The organism is Phormidium sp. FACHB-1136, from assembly GCF_014697375.1.
Classification (GTDB): Bacteria; Cyanobacteriota; Cyanobacteriia; order Phormidesmidales; family Phormidesmidaceae; genus Nodosilinea.
On record NZ_JACJRS010000013.1, the window covers coordinates 1 to 20,223 of the forward strand.

The 20,223-nt window shown below is 47.1% G+C and carries 12 protein-coding genes and 2 pseudogenes; 1 reads left to right on the plus strand and 13 read right to left on the minus strand.

Annotation, left to right across the window (positions count from 1 at the left end; genetic code table 11):
• Positions 1-234: 234 nt before the first annotated feature.
• The 7 genes from dpdH to H6G62_RS06020 form a co-directional block, all read right to left on the minus strand.
• Complete coding sequence (gene dpdH, locus H6G62_RS05990; RefSeq protein ID WP_277883000.1) at positions 235-3,357, minus strand: protein DpdH; 3,123 nt, start codon at positions 3,355-3,357, stop codon at positions 235-237.
• The gene (gene dpdG, locus H6G62_RS05995) at positions 3,354-4,277 is read right to left on the minus strand and encodes a protein DpdG (protein WP_190493212.1); all 924 of its coding nucleotides are present in this window, start codon (positions 4,275-4,277) and stop codon (positions 3,354-3,356) included. Before dpdG ends, dpdH begins: the two co-directional genes overlap by 4 nt.
• Positions 4,274-6,808, minus strand: coding sequence for a protein DpdF (gene dpdF, locus H6G62_RS06000; RefSeq protein WP_277883001.1), 2,535 nt, complete (start codon positions 6,806-6,808; stop codon positions 4,274-4,276). Before dpdF ends, dpdG begins: the two co-directional genes overlap by 4 nt.
• Positions 6,808-10,104, minus strand: coding sequence for a protein DpdE (dpdE, locus tag H6G62_RS06005; RefSeq protein WP_199324778.1), 3,297 nt, complete (start codon positions 10,102-10,104; stop codon positions 6,808-6,810). The genes dpdF and dpdE overlap by 1 nt, the downstream gene beginning before the upstream one ends.
• 47 nt (positions 10,105-10,151) lie before the next feature.
• The gene (locus H6G62_RS06010; protein ID WP_190493214.1) at positions 10,152-10,358 is read right to left on the minus strand and encodes a hypothetical protein; all 207 of its coding nucleotides are present in this window, start codon (positions 10,356-10,358) and stop codon (positions 10,152-10,154) included.
• A gap of 279 nt (positions 10,359-10,637) precedes the next feature.
• A complete protein-coding gene (locus H6G62_RS06015) occupies positions 10,638-10,820 on the minus strand; it encodes a hypothetical protein (RefSeq protein ID WP_190493215.1) in 183 nt (60 codons plus the stop codon).
• Between the two features lie 220 nt (positions 10,821-11,040).
• Entirely contained in the window at positions 11,041-11,580 is a 540-nt protein-coding gene (locus H6G62_RS06020) for a site-specific integrase (RefSeq protein WP_190493216.1), read from the minus strand.
• A 499-nt stretch (positions 11,581-12,079) separates the two neighbouring features.
• Between H6G62_RS06020 and H6G62_RS28250 the strand changes: the two genes are divergently transcribed.
• On the plus strand, positions 12,080-12,202 hold the full coding sequence (locus tag H6G62_RS28250) for a hypothetical protein (protein WP_277883002.1): 123 nt from the start codon (positions 12,080-12,082) through the stop codon (positions 12,200-12,202).
• Positions 12,203-12,498: 296 nt separating this feature from the next.
• Here H6G62_RS28250 and H6G62_RS06025 read toward each other — a convergent pair whose 3' ends face one another.
• The 6 genes and pseudogenes from H6G62_RS06025 to H6G62_RS06060 all read right to left on the minus strand — a co-directional run.
• Complete coding sequence (locus H6G62_RS06025; RefSeq protein ID WP_190493217.1) at positions 12,499-15,090, minus strand: S8 family peptidase; 2,592 nt, start codon at positions 15,088-15,090, stop codon at positions 12,499-12,501.
• Positions 15,083-16,060, minus strand: coding sequence for an ATP-binding protein (locus H6G62_RS06030; RefSeq protein WP_242051851.1), 978 nt, complete (start codon positions 16,058-16,060; stop codon positions 15,083-15,085). Before H6G62_RS06030 ends, H6G62_RS06025 begins: the two co-directional genes overlap by 8 nt.
• Positions 16,061-16,700: 640 nt before the next feature.
• Positions 16,701-17,015, minus strand: a pseudogene (locus tag H6G62_RS06035) (thermonuclease family protein); the annotation flags it as partial.
• Between the two features lie 1,166 nt (positions 17,016-18,181).
• Positions 18,182-18,517, minus strand: coding sequence for a reverse transcriptase domain-containing protein (locus H6G62_RS06050; RefSeq protein ID WP_190493270.1), 336 nt, complete (start codon positions 18,515-18,517; stop codon positions 18,182-18,184).
• Between the two features lie 33 nt (positions 18,518-18,550).
• Complete coding sequence (locus tag H6G62_RS06055) at positions 18,551-19,342, minus strand: IS5 family transposase (RefSeq protein ID WP_190493220.1); 792 nt, start codon at positions 19,340-19,342, stop codon at positions 18,551-18,553.
• A 102-nt stretch (positions 19,343-19,444) separates the two neighbouring features.
• Positions 19,445-20,089, minus strand: a pseudogene (locus tag H6G62_RS06060) (reverse transcriptase N-terminal domain-containing protein); the annotation flags it as partial.
• Between the last annotated feature and the right edge of the window lie 134 nt (positions 20,090-20,223).

Below are 20,223 nucleotides of genomic sequence, written 5' to 3' on the forward strand. Positions count from 1 at the left end.
GAAAGGCTTTACATCAGCCAGTTTCGGACATGATGGGTCGATTGACTCAGCTCATGTCCGTTTTTCTTGGCGTCCCGCTACCGGATACAGAACTTCCCACTGTCCAGAAATCCTGGACAAGATCCTTAATGTATTTTTCATGGTCTTGAAACTGTTTCAAATCTGAAGCATGTTTCTTTAATTCTGAATATTTCTGAGCTTTTTGAGTTAAGTCTTGACATTGAGTTAGGAGCACTATAATTCTCCTTTAATTGAGTTAGTTAACTGCTGTAGCTCCAACAATGATTGCTCAATTGTCTGGTAACATTCCTCTAATTCATTTCCTCCTTCCACCTTCAAATTAGCTCGATAGCTTTGAACTGCGTCTCGAGACTTTTCGAGAAATCTGCGAGCAGTATTGAGAAACTTAGACACAACTTCAACTGGTCGTTCTGATAGACTGCTGAGTAGAGGAAGTAACATAGCTACTTCGTTCATATTCTGCAACTTTTGCATTTTTCCAAGATAATCCTTGAGTCTTACACCTTCAAATTCCTCCATGACCTGCCTTAAGTCATCTCGGTTTACACCGGTGAAAGCTCCAATAGCCGTTGTTTTTTCTATAGCTTTCTGCAGACTCTCAACCACCTCGGATTGGGAGAATTCTTCACCTAGTTCTTCTATCACTCGCTGATAAATTCTCAAGTGCCGATCTCGCTCATCCAAAACCGCTTGTTCTAGTAGTTCATCCACACTCTTTCGAGCCTTGCTAATAGCGTCGAAAGGGGGATCCTCACTAATATTTGATACATTGGCTTGTGGTTGCCAAGTTGACGCGACGGACTTCAACGGCCCAATTAATTGGGCCGCATCAATTACTTGTAAGACAGACCGATTACCTTTTGTACAGGGGATTCTGCTTTCAAGCACTTCTCGCAGTTTGGGTTGATTTTTTTTCAAGCTACTGAATAGCTTTTGCCAAGTTTCAGTTCGACTCGATATATCGACTTTTTCTAGATCAGCAAAAACAGAATCAATTAGGTTTTCTAGCGATGTAGTTGTGCATCCAGCCATGCGACCTGTAATCGCTAAAAGTTCTACAACTGCTGGTACAGGATCCAAAACAGTACTCGATTTTGCCGAAATCTTAGGAATCTCGCTTAAGACGAAGTTGCTCCACTCCTCTAACTTTCTCGCGTAAGTACGGAAATAAGTCGCTCCGTTTTCAAACCGCCAATGCTTGTAGTAGTGATACAGGAGAATCGCTTGAAGGGCGAAGGTGGTATTCCCAATCTCGGACTCTTCGATAGGAAGAATCAAATTAACTCCTCTTGGTAGATGTTTAAAGTTGTCAGATAAACTTGTGTTTCTACCCTTAAAGTCATTCCGAAAATGAATATTTGTTTTCGATTTGAAGAATTGAGGAACAAATTGCTTCTGTAGTAGCAACGAGGCAGCCCAATCAATTCTGGTATTGATAGCATCAAAAATCAGAGGGAAAAGAGCTTGAGCGACCAATTGAGGCAAGGGGGTGCCTGTCCGCCATTCATCTAAGGCTTGAAGCTGTTCAACCAACTTGCTGGGAAGACTGGTTGTGGTTGTTCCTGTCACTTCAACTGCTGGAGTAGTCGGAGTAACTGTGGTGATAACAGTAGAAGTAGCAGTGGCAGTCTTAGCTTGGGTTGCAGTCGTTGTACTAACTGGTTTTTGAACTTGAATGCCTAGTGGACATAAATCAAACGCTGTATGGACCTCAGGTGGAAGATCATGTAATTCATTACCGTCTGTCCAAAGGTTAAGTAGGGCTTCCCTACGGGAAGCATTTTCAGGAGTATCTTTACTCTTAATATTTTGTGTGATTATCGTACTAAGAGGGCTTCCTTTAAAGTGAGCCAGTAACAAGGGGGAGGGAAAACGCCCTTCCTCAAGGTCAGACCGATGATACTCCAATGTGTACCTCAGTACATTCTTGATCAAAGTGCGAGGATTGAACATACCTGTATTCACGCGATCTCGCATTCGCTCAATGGCTTTAGCATTAAAGGGATATAGCCCAATGCCATCAATTTGTCCAAATCCAGCATGACAAGCAGGTCTATATTCACAATCTAGACAAGCATTTGGCACGGGATGGTAAGGTTGCCCAGTCTCTTCATCCGCATCTCTCAACCATGTCCGTATTTCGCCATCGCTAAGCCGAACTGCATTGAGATAGCGGGATGCTAACTGTTGCACATCCGTTTGAGTTACTAAGGACTGTTCATTAACAGTTTCAATATTTAAATTCACATAGAAGTCTACGCGCGTGACTACGGTGTCCAAACCTCCGAAGTAACCATCTGTACAAGCCAAAGCCGTTCGCATTGCACAAAGAGGGTCTCCTGCAACTTGCTTGGGGCGCGCTAGTATAGCTTCTAAAACCTCATGGTCAATTCCTTGAAATTTGGCAAAATCCTCAATCAGTAGAATTAGCTCTACGTCTTGTTTTGCTAAGACACGCCGCACATCTAGCATGAGTCGCTGCAGATCGTCGCGACCTAGATTAAGCACTTTCGCGATCGCTGCGTCTAAATGTCTGTTTAACCATTTGACGACCTCCTGTTTAGGAATAAAGTCGTTATGCAGAGCAGTATAGAAGTCCCGAGCTTTTTCACTCGCCCTTTCTCTATTAAGAATTCCTTGGGGCAAATCTTCAATTGAAAAACCGCGTCGTTCCTCTATATCTTCAATAGTATTTTGAGTGCCTAAAACATGGGTGACCAAACGTTCAATGATTCCTTCAGGCTTTAGCCAAAACTGTTCAGTGAAATATGGATCGCGCAGTAAATCTGGCAGCCCTTTCGCAATTTCATACTCTACGTCTGAAAGGGAAGAAATATTATTTTTCCCACTCAGACCAACAGAAATAGCTAAATTTGCTAACAGTTGTTCACGTGCTTCAGCTTCTGTTAAATTATTGGTGGCTTGCCGTAAACGGCTCCGGTACTCATCAAACTCGGAGCCTTCGATACCAGTCAAGATTCGTTCAAGAATATCTCTCAGATTCGTCCCTACTTTTGGGATCAACAGAACTCGGTAATGAGGCTCTTTACAAATACTCTTGAGACGGGTGTATAGCCAGCGAATCAAATGTGATTTACCAGTACCAGAAGTACCTAGAATCGGTACAAAAACAAAATCCGGTGTTTCTAGAAAATCCTCTAAAAATCTTTCCTCATCATATGGGATACGAAATTTTGCCTCCGTCAGATTCTGGCGATACATTTTAGTGGGATAATGAGTCGCCAAGAAAATATGATCTTCAGGTTGAGTCGCCTCAACATCCATGACCTGGCGAACCATATCTGTTTTCCAGCATATATACTTTCTGAATGTCATGACTGTCCTCCATTTGTTTTACTGCCAAGCCATGTGATATGAGAAATATCTGGATCTCCAAAGCCATCGGTTAATAGCAATATTGCTGCATCTGCAAGGTTTTCTAGCCTAATGCTTCCTTCATCTTCTAAACGACGTAAAGCAATTGACGTGACAGTCGAAAGATGATCTGGCTCTCTTAATTCGATCTGCTGTTCAATTTCATCACGGAACTTACCTGTCTCAAATATGGGACAATATTTTCCCAGTCGATTAATGAATTCTGCTAAAGGAAGTTGCTGGCCAACTTGGTTTTCAAATAGTCGTTTCAAATTATGCCTTAGATAAACTGTAGGGTCTGGAACCAAGACTGCTTTCTTGGATAAGGAATTTCGCCAACAAAACCCTAAATAACAACTCCAATCCTCAAATTGTCCATAACGAGTATCATTAAGTTCAAGTAATCCATCACCTACTTGTTGACGTAATTGTGTCTCTGTCTCTTCCCAGCTCCCAGGTACATTATAAAAATCTTGAGCTAAATACCAAGCTATAACTCTGACAAGATCGTGATTTTCGGAATTGTCTTGTGACAGGAAAAGACTTCCAATAATAGATGGCAATGAATCTTTTTTGTTGACTTCTGGATTAAGCCTGATATTTGAGTTATCCTCAATCAGAAGTCCCATATTTATACACTGCCTGATAACAGTTTTAATCATTTTATAGGGATCTTTCTTAATTTCCTCGTCTGGTATGTCATTAGGATTACTAGATACATCTTGTTTCTTTTTCTTTGAGCTTGTCAAAAGACTTATAGGAGACAGAGCTTGATAAAGCTTATCTCGGTTCTCTTGATGATCTTTAGCCTTGATAAGATACTTGTAGACTCCAATTACACGACTGGGAACTGTGTAAACACCTTCTTTTAAAACACTCATAGTCCTAGTTCCCCGCGAAGAAATTCAAAGTAGAAGTTGCGACCATTGAAAACATCCTTGAGCTGGCGATGATTAGTAGTTGGATCAGGCGTGTTTTCTGGTAGAAGGACGATGCGAGGAACTTTCATCTCCGGTGCTAAAAGATATCGAACTGGCAGGGGATTGCCCTCAGTGTGAAAGATTAATGTTGGAATTTTGAGCATTTGAAGGGGACGATATTCTTCAAATAGAAAAATGGGGTTCTTTCCCGATTGGTTAGCAAAGGCTTTATTTAGTGCTGTGGGTGTAACGATATTTTGAATGCCTTGATTAATTAACCACTTAAAAAGGCGATCGCGGTTACGTTCTGATCGTTTATCTTCAAATATTGAGTAAAATATAAGTAGCAGTGATTCTCCATCCAACAATTTTCGAAGCGGTTCACCTAAGTAAAAGCTTGGCTTATCCCATACAGGTGCTGGTAGTGGGATGCCTCCAGCAAAAGGTTCTGTTTTTTGCTCTCTACAAACCGTGCAACCACCACATGACCGCTCCACATGAATTCGGTTGCGGTAAGGTGACTCACGGGCGGGGATACTGTAGGCTTCTGAGAAGATTTCAGAGATACATCGTTGAGGTCGCAATGCCTCTTGCATGAGGTTTAGACTGCGTTTAGTCCAATATTGGCGTTGACTACGGGCAGGTTCGATCAACTGCTTCCATGTGTCGGGGGCTAAGTGAGCATCATTTAGAATCTTGACCGTGCGCAGGTTCCGATGCTGCTCAAGAGCCTTTTTATAGGGTTCCTCTGAATTAAAGTTTGTTCGTTGAGGAGGCGGTTCTGCGTCAATTTCAAGCAAACCAGCACGGCTCATCAACGTTAGCGTCCTAACGTTCCAGTCCTGATTACCTGTGCTCAACGGATCAAGGTCGCGATCGTAAGACGGCAGTACGTTGATAGGTACTTGGAATCGACCATCGGGCAACCGGTACTTGCGAGCAAACATTTCCTCCCATCGACTTCTACCTTTCTCAGATGAGATATAAGTAATTTTATTCAGGTCAAAAGCTACGTCGTAGTCTGCTTGGGTATACAGCGTCAGAGATAGAGCTGCCTTCCCATCTCTGCCCCCTCGTCCAACTTCTTGGTAGAAGCGATCTATGGTTTCAGGAATACACACATGAATAACAGCGCGAACATCCAATAAATCTACCCCTAACCCAAACGCTGAAGTTGCTACAACAAAATCAATTTGCCCATTTCTCCAAGCCTCTAGAAGTTTCCAACGGTCATGCTGTTTCGATCTGCCAGTCATCTTGGCAACGCGCTTGAAGCCTGCACGCTGAAGCTCACTGTACCAGCGCTCTACATCTGCTACTTTGCTGCCATAGATGATCAGGGGACGTGGAAGATTATGCAGTGCTTCAATTAAACGCTGTCGTCTTTCTTCCCAGTTAGAACACCAAGTAAACCAATAGGCAGGCTCTGGTCGCAATTGAACAGATGAAACAACCTGAAAAGATCCTGACCGCCCAAACAGTGTTTCTAACGTGTCTAAGCAGGATTCAGTAACCGTTGCAGTTAGTAGTAGTGTTGGAAATGATGTTAGGCGCAGTAAATCTCTGCGAAATCCGGCGAGTTCCTGAAATTCAGGGCGGAACTCGTCTCCCCATTGCTCAACGATGTGAGCCTCGTCAATAATGAAATATCTGAGAAAACCCTGCCGTGCTGCTTGATAAACACTGTGCGACAGCGACTCAATCAAGCCCTCTGGAGAAGTGAAAACAATCGACTGGGTTCCCTGACGAATGCGATCGCGAATTTCATCACGGCGTTCCTGTCCATCTACAGAACTATCGCTATAGTAAGCAGTGGAATAGCTGATTCCAGTCTTCTCCCGGAACGCTCGTTCCTGGTCAATTGCTAGTGCGACTGTTGGGACAACTACAATTGTGACTCCCACTGGATTTGATTTCATCAGGGCTGGTAAGTGGGCACACAGGCTTTTTCCAGAACCAGTTGGTAAGTTGACAACCAGGGTAGCTCCTGGAGGAGATGTGAGAATTGCTCGAACGGCTTCGCGTTGTCCTACACTCTGATAGGTTTCATGTCCTAGCAGAGACAAAAAGGGATCACCGGTTACTGGAGAATAATTTCGGCGTTTTGCCTTGCTTTCCGATAGAGGAGGCTCTGGGGAAGCAGTCTTTGAATCTGGTAGCCATCCAGGCTTCCAGGGTTCAGCAGAGATGACTAAAAAGTCGCTCTCTTCCCGCAGTATGGCCATGCTGCTACGTTCCCAAGCTTCCCGTGCGGTTGGGAACGGTTTTTGTCGGGGAATTCGGATACTGGGTGAGCCCCCCTCCTGAACTTCCATTTCTCGACGTAGTACATGCCGGACAAGAGCCGCAACGTCCCCCGTCCCTAATGTTTCTGGCTTCTGAAAAGCCCTTATCAGACGCCGATGACAGGACTCCGAGAAGTCTTGCTCATTAAGAACCCCCTTCGCACCATTCCTGAGCCAATCTGCTATAGCTTGAAACCCTAGTTCCATCAATCGTCATCCTCCCCAATGTGAGGTGGACGACCCGCCACGATATAGAATCCAATTGAGTCTAGGGAGACACGGGGGTCTACAATGCCATTTAGAAGAGCATTCCGAAGTAGCTGCTCTACTTCCACCTCTCTCGCTAGTTCCCGATCGTGGCCAAGTTCGGTCTGCTTTTCGAGCCTTAGGGTTAGCTGCTCTAACCGCTCATCTAGCTTACGAGTAGCCTTTTCGGCATAGCGTTGGCAGTAGCCCTGGAACTCCTCGCTGCGCCTCAAGCTTTCTTCCGAATGGGTTCGAGCATCGCGGCAAAGAGATTCCCAATCGTCTCGGCTGATAAATTCGTCGATGACCTCTAGCCTACTTTTAGCCAGGTTGTAATCCTGACGTGGTTTTCCCTTTTGTGAATAGGAACGGTTCAGAATTTCTAGCAAAGTAGTATCTTTGACGACCTGCATCCGAGTATCTAAATAGACAGTTCTAAAAAAGGGTGGAAATAGTGCATCGGCACGACGCTGCAGGGCACGGAGATTGGCGTTCTGCCATTGAGTTTCGTCAAGTAACTGTTTAACCGGGGATAAATCGGCTTCTATAACGTAATCAAATCGAAAGCCCAGCCACTCCATACCTTCATTAGCTGGCCAGGTATCGATGTGCCGCCATAGGGCAAAGGCCCTGCCCCGGTCATCCCACTGGACGTAGTCAGCGAAGGCGTCAATAACCCCTGCCCCTACCCTAAACAGCGCTTTACCAGGTTCACAATTTGCATGGCGACGATTATAGTTCCCTGATCGTTGCAACTCTTGGGGAGAGAGGAATTCAAGGATCTCATTGACCGGAATCTGCGTTTGGGAAACTGGCTTGTACCAGAAGAACTTCTGGCTGGAGGGATCGGTGTACCAACGCTTGAATTGTAAGACTCGACACAGCCAACCCTCGGTCGCTTGCTGAATTTCTTTATGTCGGCCATCGTACTCATCCAGGGCATTGAAATATTCAGCCGCTCGGTCATCTAGGGCATCAATCTCGTCTAGGGCATGTTGTTCGTCGATGCTGACTTTTTCGGAAGCTATCTCTTCCTGAAGGATGTCAACGAGACGATTACATCCATACTCCCCTTCTTGAAAGAGAACGGTCTCTAGCTCTGGCAGTTTGCTGTCCACATAAAACTGAAGACTGGCGATGGATTCCTTGAACAGGTTTAACCCTGACCCAAGCAGTACGACCCAAGCAGCGTGGGGATCATCTGCGGCTTCTGAACCTGAGAAGACCAAATATTTCATGGAGTGCATCAGGCCAATTCGATTCATTCGCCCATGCCGTTGCTCTATTCGGTTAGGCGACCAGGGCAGGTCGAAGTGAACCATGTAGTCGGCAAACTGGAGATTATGGCCTTCTTCGCCAGAAGCATCGCAGGCCATCACAAAACAGCGGGAATTATGTTTGAAATGTTGCTCGTTTTCCTCAACCACTTCGGACGATTGACCTGTCTGTAACGTCGCGACGGCTTCGTTGCCCAGCTTGGCTCGGAGTCGCCGCACAATTTCCCGACAAACGGGCGTATAGCAGGTAAAGATGACGAGCTTAGGAATGCTGAAGCCTCCTCCATCCCTGAGGGTGCAGACTAGCGTTTGGAGTTGGTGGATGCGATCGCACTCCTCCGATACTTCCTGTGTCAGCTCCAGCATCTGTTCTAGCAAAGCCTCCTCCCCATCAAAATGAGGAGTCTCAGTCAATATGCTGAGCGCTTCCTGCCCGAGGGTTTGGTTGATCTCCGCCAGGTTTTTATTGGTTGATCGGGCAGAGACAGCCCATTCCAACACTCTATGCCAGGAACCGCTAGCCAAAAACAGAACCTTGTAGAGTTGGGAGAGCCGTCTCCACTCATCACTTTCAGGTTCGGCTGATGAAAGGGCTCTAATGCGCCATTCATCCAGATACTCATGAAGGCTCTGGGCCTGGTCATAGGCGTCAAACTCCATCTGGAAAGTGGCATCGCCCTGGTCAACTAAAACATCCCGCACCGAGTCTCGCCGGTTGCGAAGCATTCGCCGGTGTAGTCGGTAGGTGTCGCTAATATGAGTACGGATAGTGCGTACCGTACCGTCTATCTCCTGGCCTTCGGCAGAACCCGCTTCCAGTTGGGTCTTGAGTTGGTCGAGCCAGTTCCTGAGCCGCTGATCTCCCTCAAATAGAGCCTTAAGCTTTCCGATGCTCATTTTCAGCACAAAGGGGGAAGCGGTTGCTTTGAAGGAAAGCAGCACTCTCCCAATATCCTGCCTTAGACGAATCCGCTCCTTAAAGCCTTGCAAGTCATCAAGGCTATAGGTTTGAGGATCTAGAAAATGGAGCATCGCTAAAAAGGCCTGCTCGTGGTTGAGAGCTGGCGTCGCCGATAGCAGCAGCAATCCCTGTGCTCCATGGGCCAGTCGCCGACACCGGGAAAAGTGGTCCTGCTGGGTTGCATCTTCGGAAGCTGCCATCGCCGCGATGTGGTGAGCTTCATCAATGATGAGAAAGTCGGGAGGGCTTAAGGTAACGCGACCTAAGTCTTCTGCAGCAACAAGCTGTATCTCCTCGCTCAGGTAGAATTTGTCGGCTAATTCTTTTCGCCACTGCTCCTGAAGAGAACGGGGGACAATGACCAATGCTTTGCCAGTGGGATTGTCGAGCAAGAACTGCCGGAGAATGGACCCCGCCTCGATGGTTTTGCCCAGGCCAACTTCATCGGCTAGTAGGTATCGCTGAATAGGGTCTTCCAACACTCGGCGCACCACCTCCACCTGATGCGGGTAGAGGGTGATGTTAGCAGAGAAAAGCCCTGGCATTCCGTGGCTGATGGCCCGCTGTTCGGTTAGGTTACGGACAAAAGCCGAACGATGGGTATGGAAGAACGGAGTTTCGTGGCCTTTGAAGATGAGAACACTGGTGGGATCTTCAATCGGCACATGGCAGCGAACGTAGAGGTCTTGCTCGGTCGCGTAGCAGTATTTTCTATCAGGGAGAGCAATTTCGTATCGCTGTTGGTATGGATCCCAATCGTCAACTCTGCCAATCTGCCAACGATCCTCATCTTCGAGCCAGAGATAGCAGCGGGTATGCCGCCGTAGCTGCACTCGCTGCAACGATTGCAGGCTCACTTGGTGTGAGAAGCGATCTTTGACTGAAGTAAAGTACTCAACCGTACCAATGTCCCCAGATACAGCCAGGAGCTTGCCAACTCCGAGGCTATTGGATTGGGTAGATACGAAACAGGCAATTGGCAGATGGGAAGGTCGGGCGACCTCCAGAGAAGTCATCATAACGCGCTAGTCCACAGGGAACGATGGTGTCACAGGTATTGAGATGGTCAAGGTCGATAGGTGAGGATTTGCTGCACCGCATTCTCAGACTGACGGCGCTTGCGGGGCTTTGGAATCGGCGTCACAAAGTCCGTAGGGCGGCGGGTCGTGATAACCTTCCCGGTCGGTTGGCGGGTCTCATCTAGATCCCAGTGTTGCCCTGGATAAGCATAGGGAGAATTGAGAATCGGATGCTCGAAAAATTGATCTGACATACTCACAAACCCGATTGGGTCGCCCCTATACAGGGGTTATTCCCAGAACATCCCCACAGCAAAACTAGGCACTCGCAGCGCCTAACAACTATGGGTTTATCGAAACAACGATCAGGGGAACGACCAACTCACTGGTCTAGAACGACCTCAGACTCAGTGAGATTCACTCCTTCTAGAGTACCCAATGCTACGGCGGAATACCACATTACAAAACTAAATATTCTGACCTTGAAATTACTGTCATGCCTAGGTTTCAGGCTTCCACCACCAAGGAAAGCCCTACCCCACGACGGCATCATCATCCAGGTCTTTGAGCGCCTGTTCCAGGGCCATTCTCACCACCATGGCCTTCTTGCGTTTGAGCCGGGTAGCCACGTCAGTAAGATGCTGGTGCAGAGATTCCGGCATATCCACGGTGAATCGGATAGTGCGCTCTGGGGTCGTGGTCTGTGGGGTGCTCATAGCGTTACCCATCATTCGATAGGTCTATCCTAGCCGCTGGCATCGCTAGAGCCATCCCTAGCACGACCGCGACTCCACCATCCCAGATCGGCATTGATCAATACAAGCCCTATTGAGCCACTTTGAGCTACCTAACTCAATAGCCAAAACCCTTGTCAAACAACCAATTCAGCGATTTTTTTGAGGCTCTATTGACCCAATGAACCGATTGGCTCAACCCCTACAACCGCCCAATAGCGCTGACCTTCTCTTCCTCGGAGACCTCCAAATACCGCTGGAGTGCCGCCATCGATGACCAGCCCCCCAGGTCTTGAATCGTCCGCAGCCGTACTCCCGCCTTATCCAACCGAGTCGCCCAAGTGCGGCGGTTGCTGTGGGTGCTGTAGCCCCGTAACCCCAGACGGTCACAGGCTTTCCGCAGGGCTAAATCACAGGCTTGCCGGGTAATGGGCTGCTGGCCACCCCGCCCAGGAAACAGATAGCCCCGGCTAGGGATCTGCGCGGCATCCAGGATTTCCCGCAGCTTGGGATGAATCGGCACCGACCGGGTACGCTTCGTCTTGGTGGTGGCCTTGCGAAACACCAGAGTATCACCCACCAGATCCTCCGCCTTCAGTTGCCGCGCTTCACTCACCCGGCATCCGGTGTAGTAGCAGATCGAGAACAGAGATCTCATCTTGGGGCTAAGCTCCCCCATCACCTGCTCGAACTCTGCCTCAGACCAAATCTCCGCCTGATCATGACGGTCATGCTTGGGCATGGGCTAATTCCCAAAATGGATCCAAATAGCAGCTTAAATCTAGACTTGCTAATTTTAGTATTTTAGCAAGTCAAGAATTACTAAATAGCAAGGGTTTCAGGAGAATCATGCAAAAACGGCCTCCGCTGTTGAGAATGGCCCCTCACTATTGACAGGGCGAGATGGCTGAATGATCCCCCCCATCTGGGTTAACGCTGTTAACTTCATTAACCAATCTGGGCATACAAGAGATAGCCCGGTCATTACCAGGACTGGGTTAACCGCGTTTACGGAGTTATCAGGATGCGTCTATCACTGATTGCTGGCCGGGTGCCCCAGTCCTATGTAGATCAACTCGACCAGGTAGTCCTATTTCGTACAGGCTAGAGAATAATCAGGCGACCCTAAAGACCTTACGGCAGTAGATTGCTGTTTTTGGCTGATTTTTCTCTGACCCGTAGATTAATGCACTACCCTCGACCAAATTGGAGCAGCCACCGGGACATGTCAGAGTGAGCTGGTGCGTGAAGCCATCGCCACCTACCTCGACAAGACGGAACCTGCCTCGGTGGAGAAGATGAGCCGTAAGCTCAGCCAGATTGAGAAGCAGGTCAAGACGCTGATGCTGCTCCAGGGAGATTAGAGGGGTATGTTTCGGCTACAAGCCTCATTGGCCAAGGGTTTTATGGAAACCTAGATTACTCAACCTCTCTCAGTCGCCGCCTAACCATCTACTAGACAACGAAAGGAATGTCCACGTTGAAGATCATGGGTCAACCTGCGGAAGGTAGGTGCAAACATAACGATTGAGATAAGCCACTGCAGAGAATCTAGAACTCCCAACAAATAAACTATTAGCGGTCGGCTCCATCGATTTGTTAGACATCGTTTAACTTATGGCGTACTTGCAAGGTCTAGAATACACCCTTCCAGCAAAAATCATACTTGAATTTGCTGTTGTATTTGTAATGAGGCTTGAGCTTGGACAAAGGAACTGTAAATAGCAATTTCCGAATTGATAATTTCAAAGCTAACAGCTAGAGCATAAGGCACTTGAGCTGTTAAATCATTATTCCAGCCTTTATGGGCTACAACTGCTATACAGAAAGTATCTCGTAAGTCGAAAGATTTGACTACCGCCCAATCTTTCTGAATTGTCCCAGCTCCTCTAGAAGTATCTTTTACCCGTCGACTATGGTTTTTCTGCTGTCCAAGTGTCCAGTCGAATAATCCAGAGCCGTCTTCCTGATCCTCAGAGGCTTCATATTTTTCAAGAACCCTAGCTAAAAATCTATCTGGTGATTCTTCTTTTTGACTACATTCCCAATGTAACCAAGTAGATAAATACTTACGTTTATTACGTCGTGTTCGACGTGGTTCAGCTTTATAAGAAAGTGTAATCTCAATAAGAATATCAAAAGCTTCTGCTGGAGATTTCAGTTCTTCTGGAATGATCACTTGATAAATATGTGCTTGTCGCGCTTGAATTAGACTGTCCCCATTAGTAATCAATGTCACACGATTAGGTGCATTACCAAGCGCACGCTCAAGATTCGGCAAACCGTATCCCATCATACGAATAGCTGAGGAAAGATCGGGTTCATCATTAGTCCATGCAGGTAATCTTGCTGATTGCACAATCAAAGCTTTATAGAGCAAGCAACTTTCCTGTGGGAAATTAGATGCCAAGGCTGCTGCAATATGAGTCACTTTAGGTGCTGCAAAGGAAGTGCCAATATTATCCGCTGCAACTGCTGGCGCTCCCCCAATCGTCGTCCTTACTAACTCGGGGCAAACATCCGCAGGTGTAGAAAAGCTAGGCGGATTCCCCTCATCCTTGACTAGATCTCCGCCATACTCAACGACTTCAGGCTTTATCGAATCCCAAATACCATAGCCTGTGCAGGAAAATGCTGAAGGATAGTCTTGTAATGCCACAGAAGTAGTTGGTGGACGATTATAGGTACAATGAGCGATTGATCCTACAGTTAAAGCTTGAAAGCTTTGGGCAGGATTAGCGATCCGAGACGAATCCTTTAGTAAAAAATCTGGATATGCATAACCTTCCTCAAAATACTCTGTGAGAGCCTTGCGAGTAATACTTAGTCCTGGAAGTCGAACAGTAGGTAGGTTTCCTGCTGAGACAATAAAAAGAATGTCCTTTTGCCAAGCAAGGTAATCTATTTCAGCAGCCCAAGCACTCATGTAAGTTCTTCGACAAGGTGCTGAACTATTAATTGAGTGATTAAATATGCGAGTACCTGTTTGAGAATGATAGAAATCTACAATGTCATTTAAGACTTCTGGTATATATAATTTGGCTGGAAATTTGCAATCTTTTTCTAAAACTCTAGCGTTTTGAAGCCAACCGATTGCTGTTTGCCGACCAGTACGTGGAACTCCTTGAGGATATAAAACTGCTCCAGCGACTCGTGTGCCATGCCCACCACCTGATACACGATCTACTTTTTGATCAGTCTCATTAGGAACCCATGATCGTGAGTTATTGTTATCTACAGCAACACGTAAGAAACGATGGCTTTCTTGGATACCACTGTCAATGATACAGACCTTTGGAGCTAATGGTGGTGGCGGATCAAGTGTAAAGGACGATTGATCACTTGTTGCTATAGTACGATCCGTTAATGGTTCAGCTATTTGATCTGGTTCGCTAACCTCAAAAACGTAGGGATAATTGGCAACTAAATCTTTCAAGCCCTTACCAGAAATCTCAATGCGACTAGAAAAACTATCGGGCAAAAGTGCAAGATGCGAGCGATCATCATGATCACCAAGCAGAATCAATGTTCCATCAAGCTTTCTTACAAAGTCTTCAAAATCATTTTCTCTATCAAGTTGTAGCCTTTCCCATTCCTGCAAAGTTTGGTCACGCCTATCAGTCCATCTAGCAATCTTACGAGCGTATCTCTCAGGGGTTTCATTCTCTTGTTGGCGTGGATAGTCTGAAAATTTAGAATTTAGACCTACACAGGCAATGCTGATGTCAACTATGTAAATGTGGTCATCTAGAATCTGATCCCATCGGGCAAGCAAATCCGGTGAAAGAATGTATTCCAGACGCTCGAACTTACCTTCTAGAATTTCCCAGATCTCAGCGACCTTCCCTCCACCATGTTCTTCAGAAATAAACTTCTCGATCTTTTCCTGGAGTTTAGTCAACTCAGCATCAACCGAAGCCCCAAGGATGTAACCATTTTCAAGTTCAAGAATAACTTCAATCCCAAAGCCCTTGAGGGCATCTGCATCAAAGGATTTTGGATCTACTTGAAGTAAGAATGAAGGAACATTTGGAATATCTGGCATTCCTTCTTGCTGACGTTTTTCAAGGGTATTTTTCCAATCAGAAATAACGGAGGATACAGAAGATTTGAGCCTTCCGCCATGACCACCTGCATTTTCTCGATTAGCATGAGAGCGCTCAGATCGTCGGGGAGGTCTTCCAGGGCGGGCGAAATCTGTTTTTGTCAGTCTCAAGGGAATATGCTTGAATTGTTCAGGTCGCTCAGACATGAGAAGCTAAAACGTCTTGAATTGATTCTTCTAAATGTTCTTGAATAACTAACTCTTCTCGATCTAGAATGGCACGCTTTGCTGCATCCTGAGCAACCCTGACCACCTGTGCAGCCGAGAAATTGAGCATCTTTTGTATAATCGAATTCCAATCAATTGACCCAACCTCAACTGAAGAGAGTGTCTGTTTTAAGATAACCTCGATTTCTCTCTTTGTCGGCTTTGGTACTTCAATAGCATCATCAAATCTTCGCCATACAGCTTCATCTAGAAATTTAGTTAAATTAGTTGCAGCAACAATCAACCCATCTGAGACCTCATACTCGTCAAGTAGCTGAAGGAATGTATTAACCACACGTTTAATTTCGCCAACTTCCTGGCTATCTTCGCGGGATTTTGCTAATGCATCACATTCATCAATGAAAAGTAAACACGGAAATGCAGAGGCATTCTCAAATACTTCACGCAGGTTAGTCGCAGTTTCTCCTAAATAGGAAGATACCATTGCATCGAAGCGAACTTTGACCAAGGTTAAACCTGTATTCCAAGCAATACGCTCGGCTCCCATTGTTTTGCCGCACCCTGGAGAACCGTAAAGCAAGATCTTTTGGCGATAGCGCAACCCATGATGGGCGAGTCGATCACGAGCAGCATACTCCCGTTCAATACGTCGAAACCGTGTTTCGACAGCATCAGCAAGAATCATATGATACCGTAAATTATCACGGGGAATTGTAACAATAAACGGATGGTTGAACCTATGTTGACTCGATAAGAGGGTGAGAGAGCGTGTATCGGATGTTTTAGATGCGGCTCTTTCTAAAGACGTTGAAGGGCTTTCTCGTACAGAATCTGATGATGAATTTTCAGATTTGGCAAGATAGATGCTTTTCCGCAGAATGCTTTCGAGTTGATTAGCAAGATTGGTATGTCCTAGCTTGCGTTCTTCCTCTACTACAATGGACAACATGCTTTGTATTGCCTGTGAGTCATCACTGGCAACAGCACGGAATAAACGCTTTAGCACCTCTCCCTTCATTCTTTAACCTGTCGCCTACAGCCATACGTTCCACTCTTACGATACCTAAATCTCTTGGAATATTATGAAAAATTTACAAAATTAAGATGTGCTCTCCTATAGATTGAGCTGGCAAGGATGTCTAACTCTTTACCAGAGGGAAACTCTCCGCCTAATACTCTTGTACCCGTCATCCCGCAAGTTAACGTTTATTTTTCTTGTGCGTTGCCTGAGTCAAGAGCTGAAAACCTTGCTTTCAAAGGATTTCAAAAACAGAGTAATCGGCCACTCCAAGCAGCGTCTTAACGATTCGCAATCATTCAGACAACAAGTTCCGAAAACTGTGATCACCATTTTCCAATGCTTTCGGACAGCGAAAAGAACTATTCACGTCCAGAGTTATTTGTCAACCTGCGGCATGTCGGTTATACGGAATCTCAAGTGGAAAAATTTAGTCTAAATGCCGAATATGGTATTTTACGTAGAAAGTCTAAGTATAAATTCTCAACGGCATGGGAACCCTGCGACTCGAAATTTCTTTATTGATAGCACGGGGTTAACCATGGATGCATCTCGCTCATACCCCACTAGGCTAAGAGTCTTCCCTCCCTCCCTTCCGCCACCACCCCCACAGCGACCTGTGCCCGCCACCAAACACCCCCACCCCAGAGGCTTTAGCCTCCGCCATCACCTGGTTAATCAGGTCAGCACTGGGGCAATTTTGGTGGAACTGGCGATAGCTCCAGGCCAGTCCTTCACTGACTAGCACCGACTGGGTGAACTTCTCCCCGGCGTAGACCTCTGCAATCAACCGACCATAGCGATCCGTATCCGTCACCAGCAGATCCACCTGGCCCCCGGCCTGGTCAATCATCTGCTGTAGCCGCTGGCCTGACTCCGCCCCTAGGGGTTGGTCACTCTCTGGGTTAACCTAAGCCGGGAGATCACCCTCCCGACTCGGCTTCAGAACCGTGCGTGAGACTTTCGCCTCACACGGCTCCTCAACGTTAGGACTCGTGACATGAGCACTTCTACAAGAACCGTCCTGTGCGGTTTTACTGTCGTGGCAATGTCGGTGCAGTGCCTGAAGGTTATCCATTCCATTCGTTCCTCCCAAACTGGAAGGTAGAATGTGGTCGAATTCAATCAGGTCTCCTGCTTTGAAAAACAGCCTACAATGGGCGCACCGTCCCTGCTGCCGAACTAGAATGTGGAATTCTCGGCTGGCATATTTTGGGGCTTTAGTGATGCGTCTAGACCAGTAAACCCAGTCGCCGTCATAGGGGCTTCGCGTTCCCTGAACCTTGACATGTCTCATCACCCGAATCATTGAGGGTTTGAGCAGAACATGGTCATGGGTATCTGCGAACCGAATGGAGCCTTCTACCCTACGCCAATATTTGTCATAAATCCAGGTCTTCCCTTTGTTTCGGTGCCGTCTGTTCGCCCAGCCCCAAAGCATATCAAAGATATCTTGGTTGAGCTGATGAAAACATGTGGCACTGTTTTCGGTTCGGAAGTAGTAGCACTATCCTCGTATTAAGGAATTAAGCAAGTGGATTAAACTTGGCCAATTCAAGGTTGAAGTGCAACACCTGCTCAAAGCCGCTTGTAGTCATGGATCGATCATCAGATCCATGAGAGGCTATAGAGCCTGGTGCGGCTGGGTCATACGTGTTCCCGACGGTGGCAATCGTCGCGAGAGCTTGCAGCGGCTCTGAGACAGAGTGTTGCACTTCAGATTTGAATCTGCGCTTGATTGCCTCCCTGAACGGTGATTAACCACCACTCCCTTAAGACGCTGCTTGAACCGTTTGACCGACATCTGACTGGGTTGGATTAGCGTTTTGTAGCCCAGTGGTTCCCCGAGAGGAGTTTTACCACTGCGTCTACTGGAAACCCGATACTGTCGAATGTTGAACCCCAATAAGTCAAATCCTGGAGTACCTTCTCCAGTCTCTAAGGTATGCGTAATCCTCGTTTTACTAGGGCGTGTCATCAAATAAGCTCAGACCCTCATTTTGCTGTCACCATCCCGGTTCAACAAGGGGCTTAAGCCCCTTGCCTAGACCACTAGAGTGGCAAAAAATCGCGAATTTCCTCCAATTGATGACACGCCCTAGGTTTTAGTCGAAGTCCATATTGGTTCAGCCATTGATCTGTTAGCTTGTGAGCTTTCTCAATTTCCTCCTGCTTAGCATGGAGAATGACCAGGTCATCGGCATAGCGAACAATGATAGGTGCATAAGGATTTTGTCGTTTGCCGTCTACATAACCCGTGGCTGGAAACGCCCGACGAAGGTCAGTTTCTAGGCCATGTAGTGTGATGTTGGCTAGCAAAGGCGAAATAACTCCGCCTTGTGGGGTGCCGGATTCTGTTGGAAACAGTGTGTTCCCATCTAAGAGGATATTTGAAAACCCGGAGAGGGAGTATGAAACGCTTCAGGCGAGCCTCCGTAGCATGACGCGAATCATGGCGATGTGAATGAACGCCTCTGAGGATTCGGGCAAGCGTTCGTAATCAACATTCAACCGCCGACACCAATGCAGCCATCCATAGGTGCGCTCCACCACCCATCGTCGGGGTAACAGGACAAAGCCTTTGGCTTTTTTGGGGCGTAGCACAACCTCCAACACGATAGCCAACCAGTCAATCACGGTCTTGAAGAAGTGCTTCCCTGAAAAGCCACCATCGACCCAAACCAGACCCAGACGGGGCAGACGTTCCCGCTCATCGTGGACCGTCTGAAGGAGTTGCTTGGCCCCTTCCCGCTCCGGGACGCTGGCGGCAACGACCTTCACCGCAATCAAAAGTCCCATCGTATCGACGAGGGTAAAGCGCTTACGACCCTTGATTTTTTTGCCTCCGTCATAGCCCACTGATTGACTGACCATGACCGCACTGGGCACCGTCTGGGAGTCCAGGGCTCCGGCGCTCGGCGTCGGATGATGGTCTTCGGCGACCCGCACCCATTCCACCAGATGGTCATGCACCCGCTTCCACGTCTGGTCATTTTTCCATTGCCGGAAGTAGTAATACACCGTGGAATAGGGCGGAAAGTCCTTCGGTAACAGCGACCAGGCGCAGCCCGTCGCCAGGACATACAAAATGGCGTTGAACACTTCATACAGGTCAACGGTGCGGGGCCGTCCTGTGGCTTTGGGGCCAGGGAGTAACGAGAAGAGTAACTCCCACTGGTCACGGGTCAGGTGGCTAGCATAATCTGATGACATGGCTTCCAAGGGGCTACAGTGCTTGTTACTCTGAGCCTAATACCGAGGAAGCCTTTTCTGTGATCCGGGTCTCTGTGTGCTAATTAATACTTTCTAAATATCCTCTAACACACCACTCTTGAGCCAGCCTTTAATCACCCTGCGGACAGTCGGCGAACAATCTAGCTTCTTCAGAAGTGCCGCATGGTCAATCCTATCAAAGCATTTCTCGATATCGGCATCGAGGACAAATTTACTTCGTTTATCGATACCCTTACGAATCGCTGAGATAGCATCATGGGCCGAACGCCCTGGACAAAATTCGTATGAGTTTGGCTCGAATTTCGCTTCCCATGCGGGTTCTAGCGCTAATTTAACTAGTGCCTGCTTGGCCCGATCCTCCATCACTGGAATTCCTAAAGCTCGTCGCTCTTGGGTTCCTGGCTTTGGAATATAAATCCGGCGTACAGGTCTAGCCTTTCCTTGCAACGACAATCGGTTCACTAGAGCTAATCGGGCTTTTGGCGGAAGGGACTTCACACCATCAATCCCGGCAGTTCGTTTTCCCTGGTTATCTTGGGTCACTCGCCTCACGGCTAACAGTTTGGCTGAGTGGGACTTGATTAGTAACCGTTGAAGTCGTCGGACTGTTTTGACATCTCCTCGACTAGAAGCTTGATAGATTCGTTTTTGCAACTTGAATACTCGCTTTTCCGCCTGTTTCCAGGGAACGGTATTCCATTCATACACTGGCTGAACCGTGCTCATGATGTGTTAACTGCTACTAGCAACTCTATCTTTCCTAACGTCGGGGTTACGTCGGCTTATCTCTGGGCTTTCCCCAGAGCCTTTGCTTCTTAACCCATCCTGCTCTGATGAGGCTTGCAGTTGGTTACCTACTC

Coding starts and splice junctions, on each gene's coding strand:
- H6G62_RS06015 (WP_190493215.1), bottom strand. CDS start 10,820: ATGAGCACCCCACAGACCACGACCCCAGAGCGCACTATCCGATTCACC.
- H6G62_RS06055 (WP_190493220.1), bottom strand. CDS start 19,342: ATGTCATCAGATTATGCTAGCCACCTGACCCGTGACCAGTGGGAGTTA.
- dpdF (WP_277883001.1), bottom strand. CDS start 6,808: ATGGAACTAGGGTTTCAAGCTATAGCAGATTGGCTCAGGAATGGTGCG.
- dpdH (WP_277883000.1), bottom strand. CDS start 3,357: ATGACATTCAGAAAGTATATATGCTGGAAAACAGATATGGTTCGCCAG.
- H6G62_RS06025 (WP_190493217.1), bottom strand. CDS start 15,090: ATGTCTGAGCGACCTGAACAATTCAAGCATATTCCCTTGAGACTGACA.
- H6G62_RS06010 (WP_190493214.1), bottom strand. CDS start 10,358: ATGTCAGATCAATTTTTCGAGCATCCGATTCTCAATTCTCCCTATGCT.
- dpdE (WP_199324778.1), bottom strand. CDS start 10,104: ATGATGACTTCTCTGGAGGTCGCCCGACCTTCCCATCTGCCAATTGCC.
- dpdG (WP_190493212.1), bottom strand. CDS start 4,277: ATGAGTGTTTTAAAAGAAGGTGTTTACACAGTTCCCAGTCGTGTAATT.
- H6G62_RS06020 (WP_190493216.1), bottom strand. CDS start 11,580: ATGCCCAAGCATGACCGTCATGATCAGGCGGAGATTTGGTCTGAGGCA.
- H6G62_RS06030 (WP_242051851.1), bottom strand. CDS start 16,060: ATGTTGTCCATTGTAGTAGAGGAAGAACGCAAGCTAGGACATACCAAT.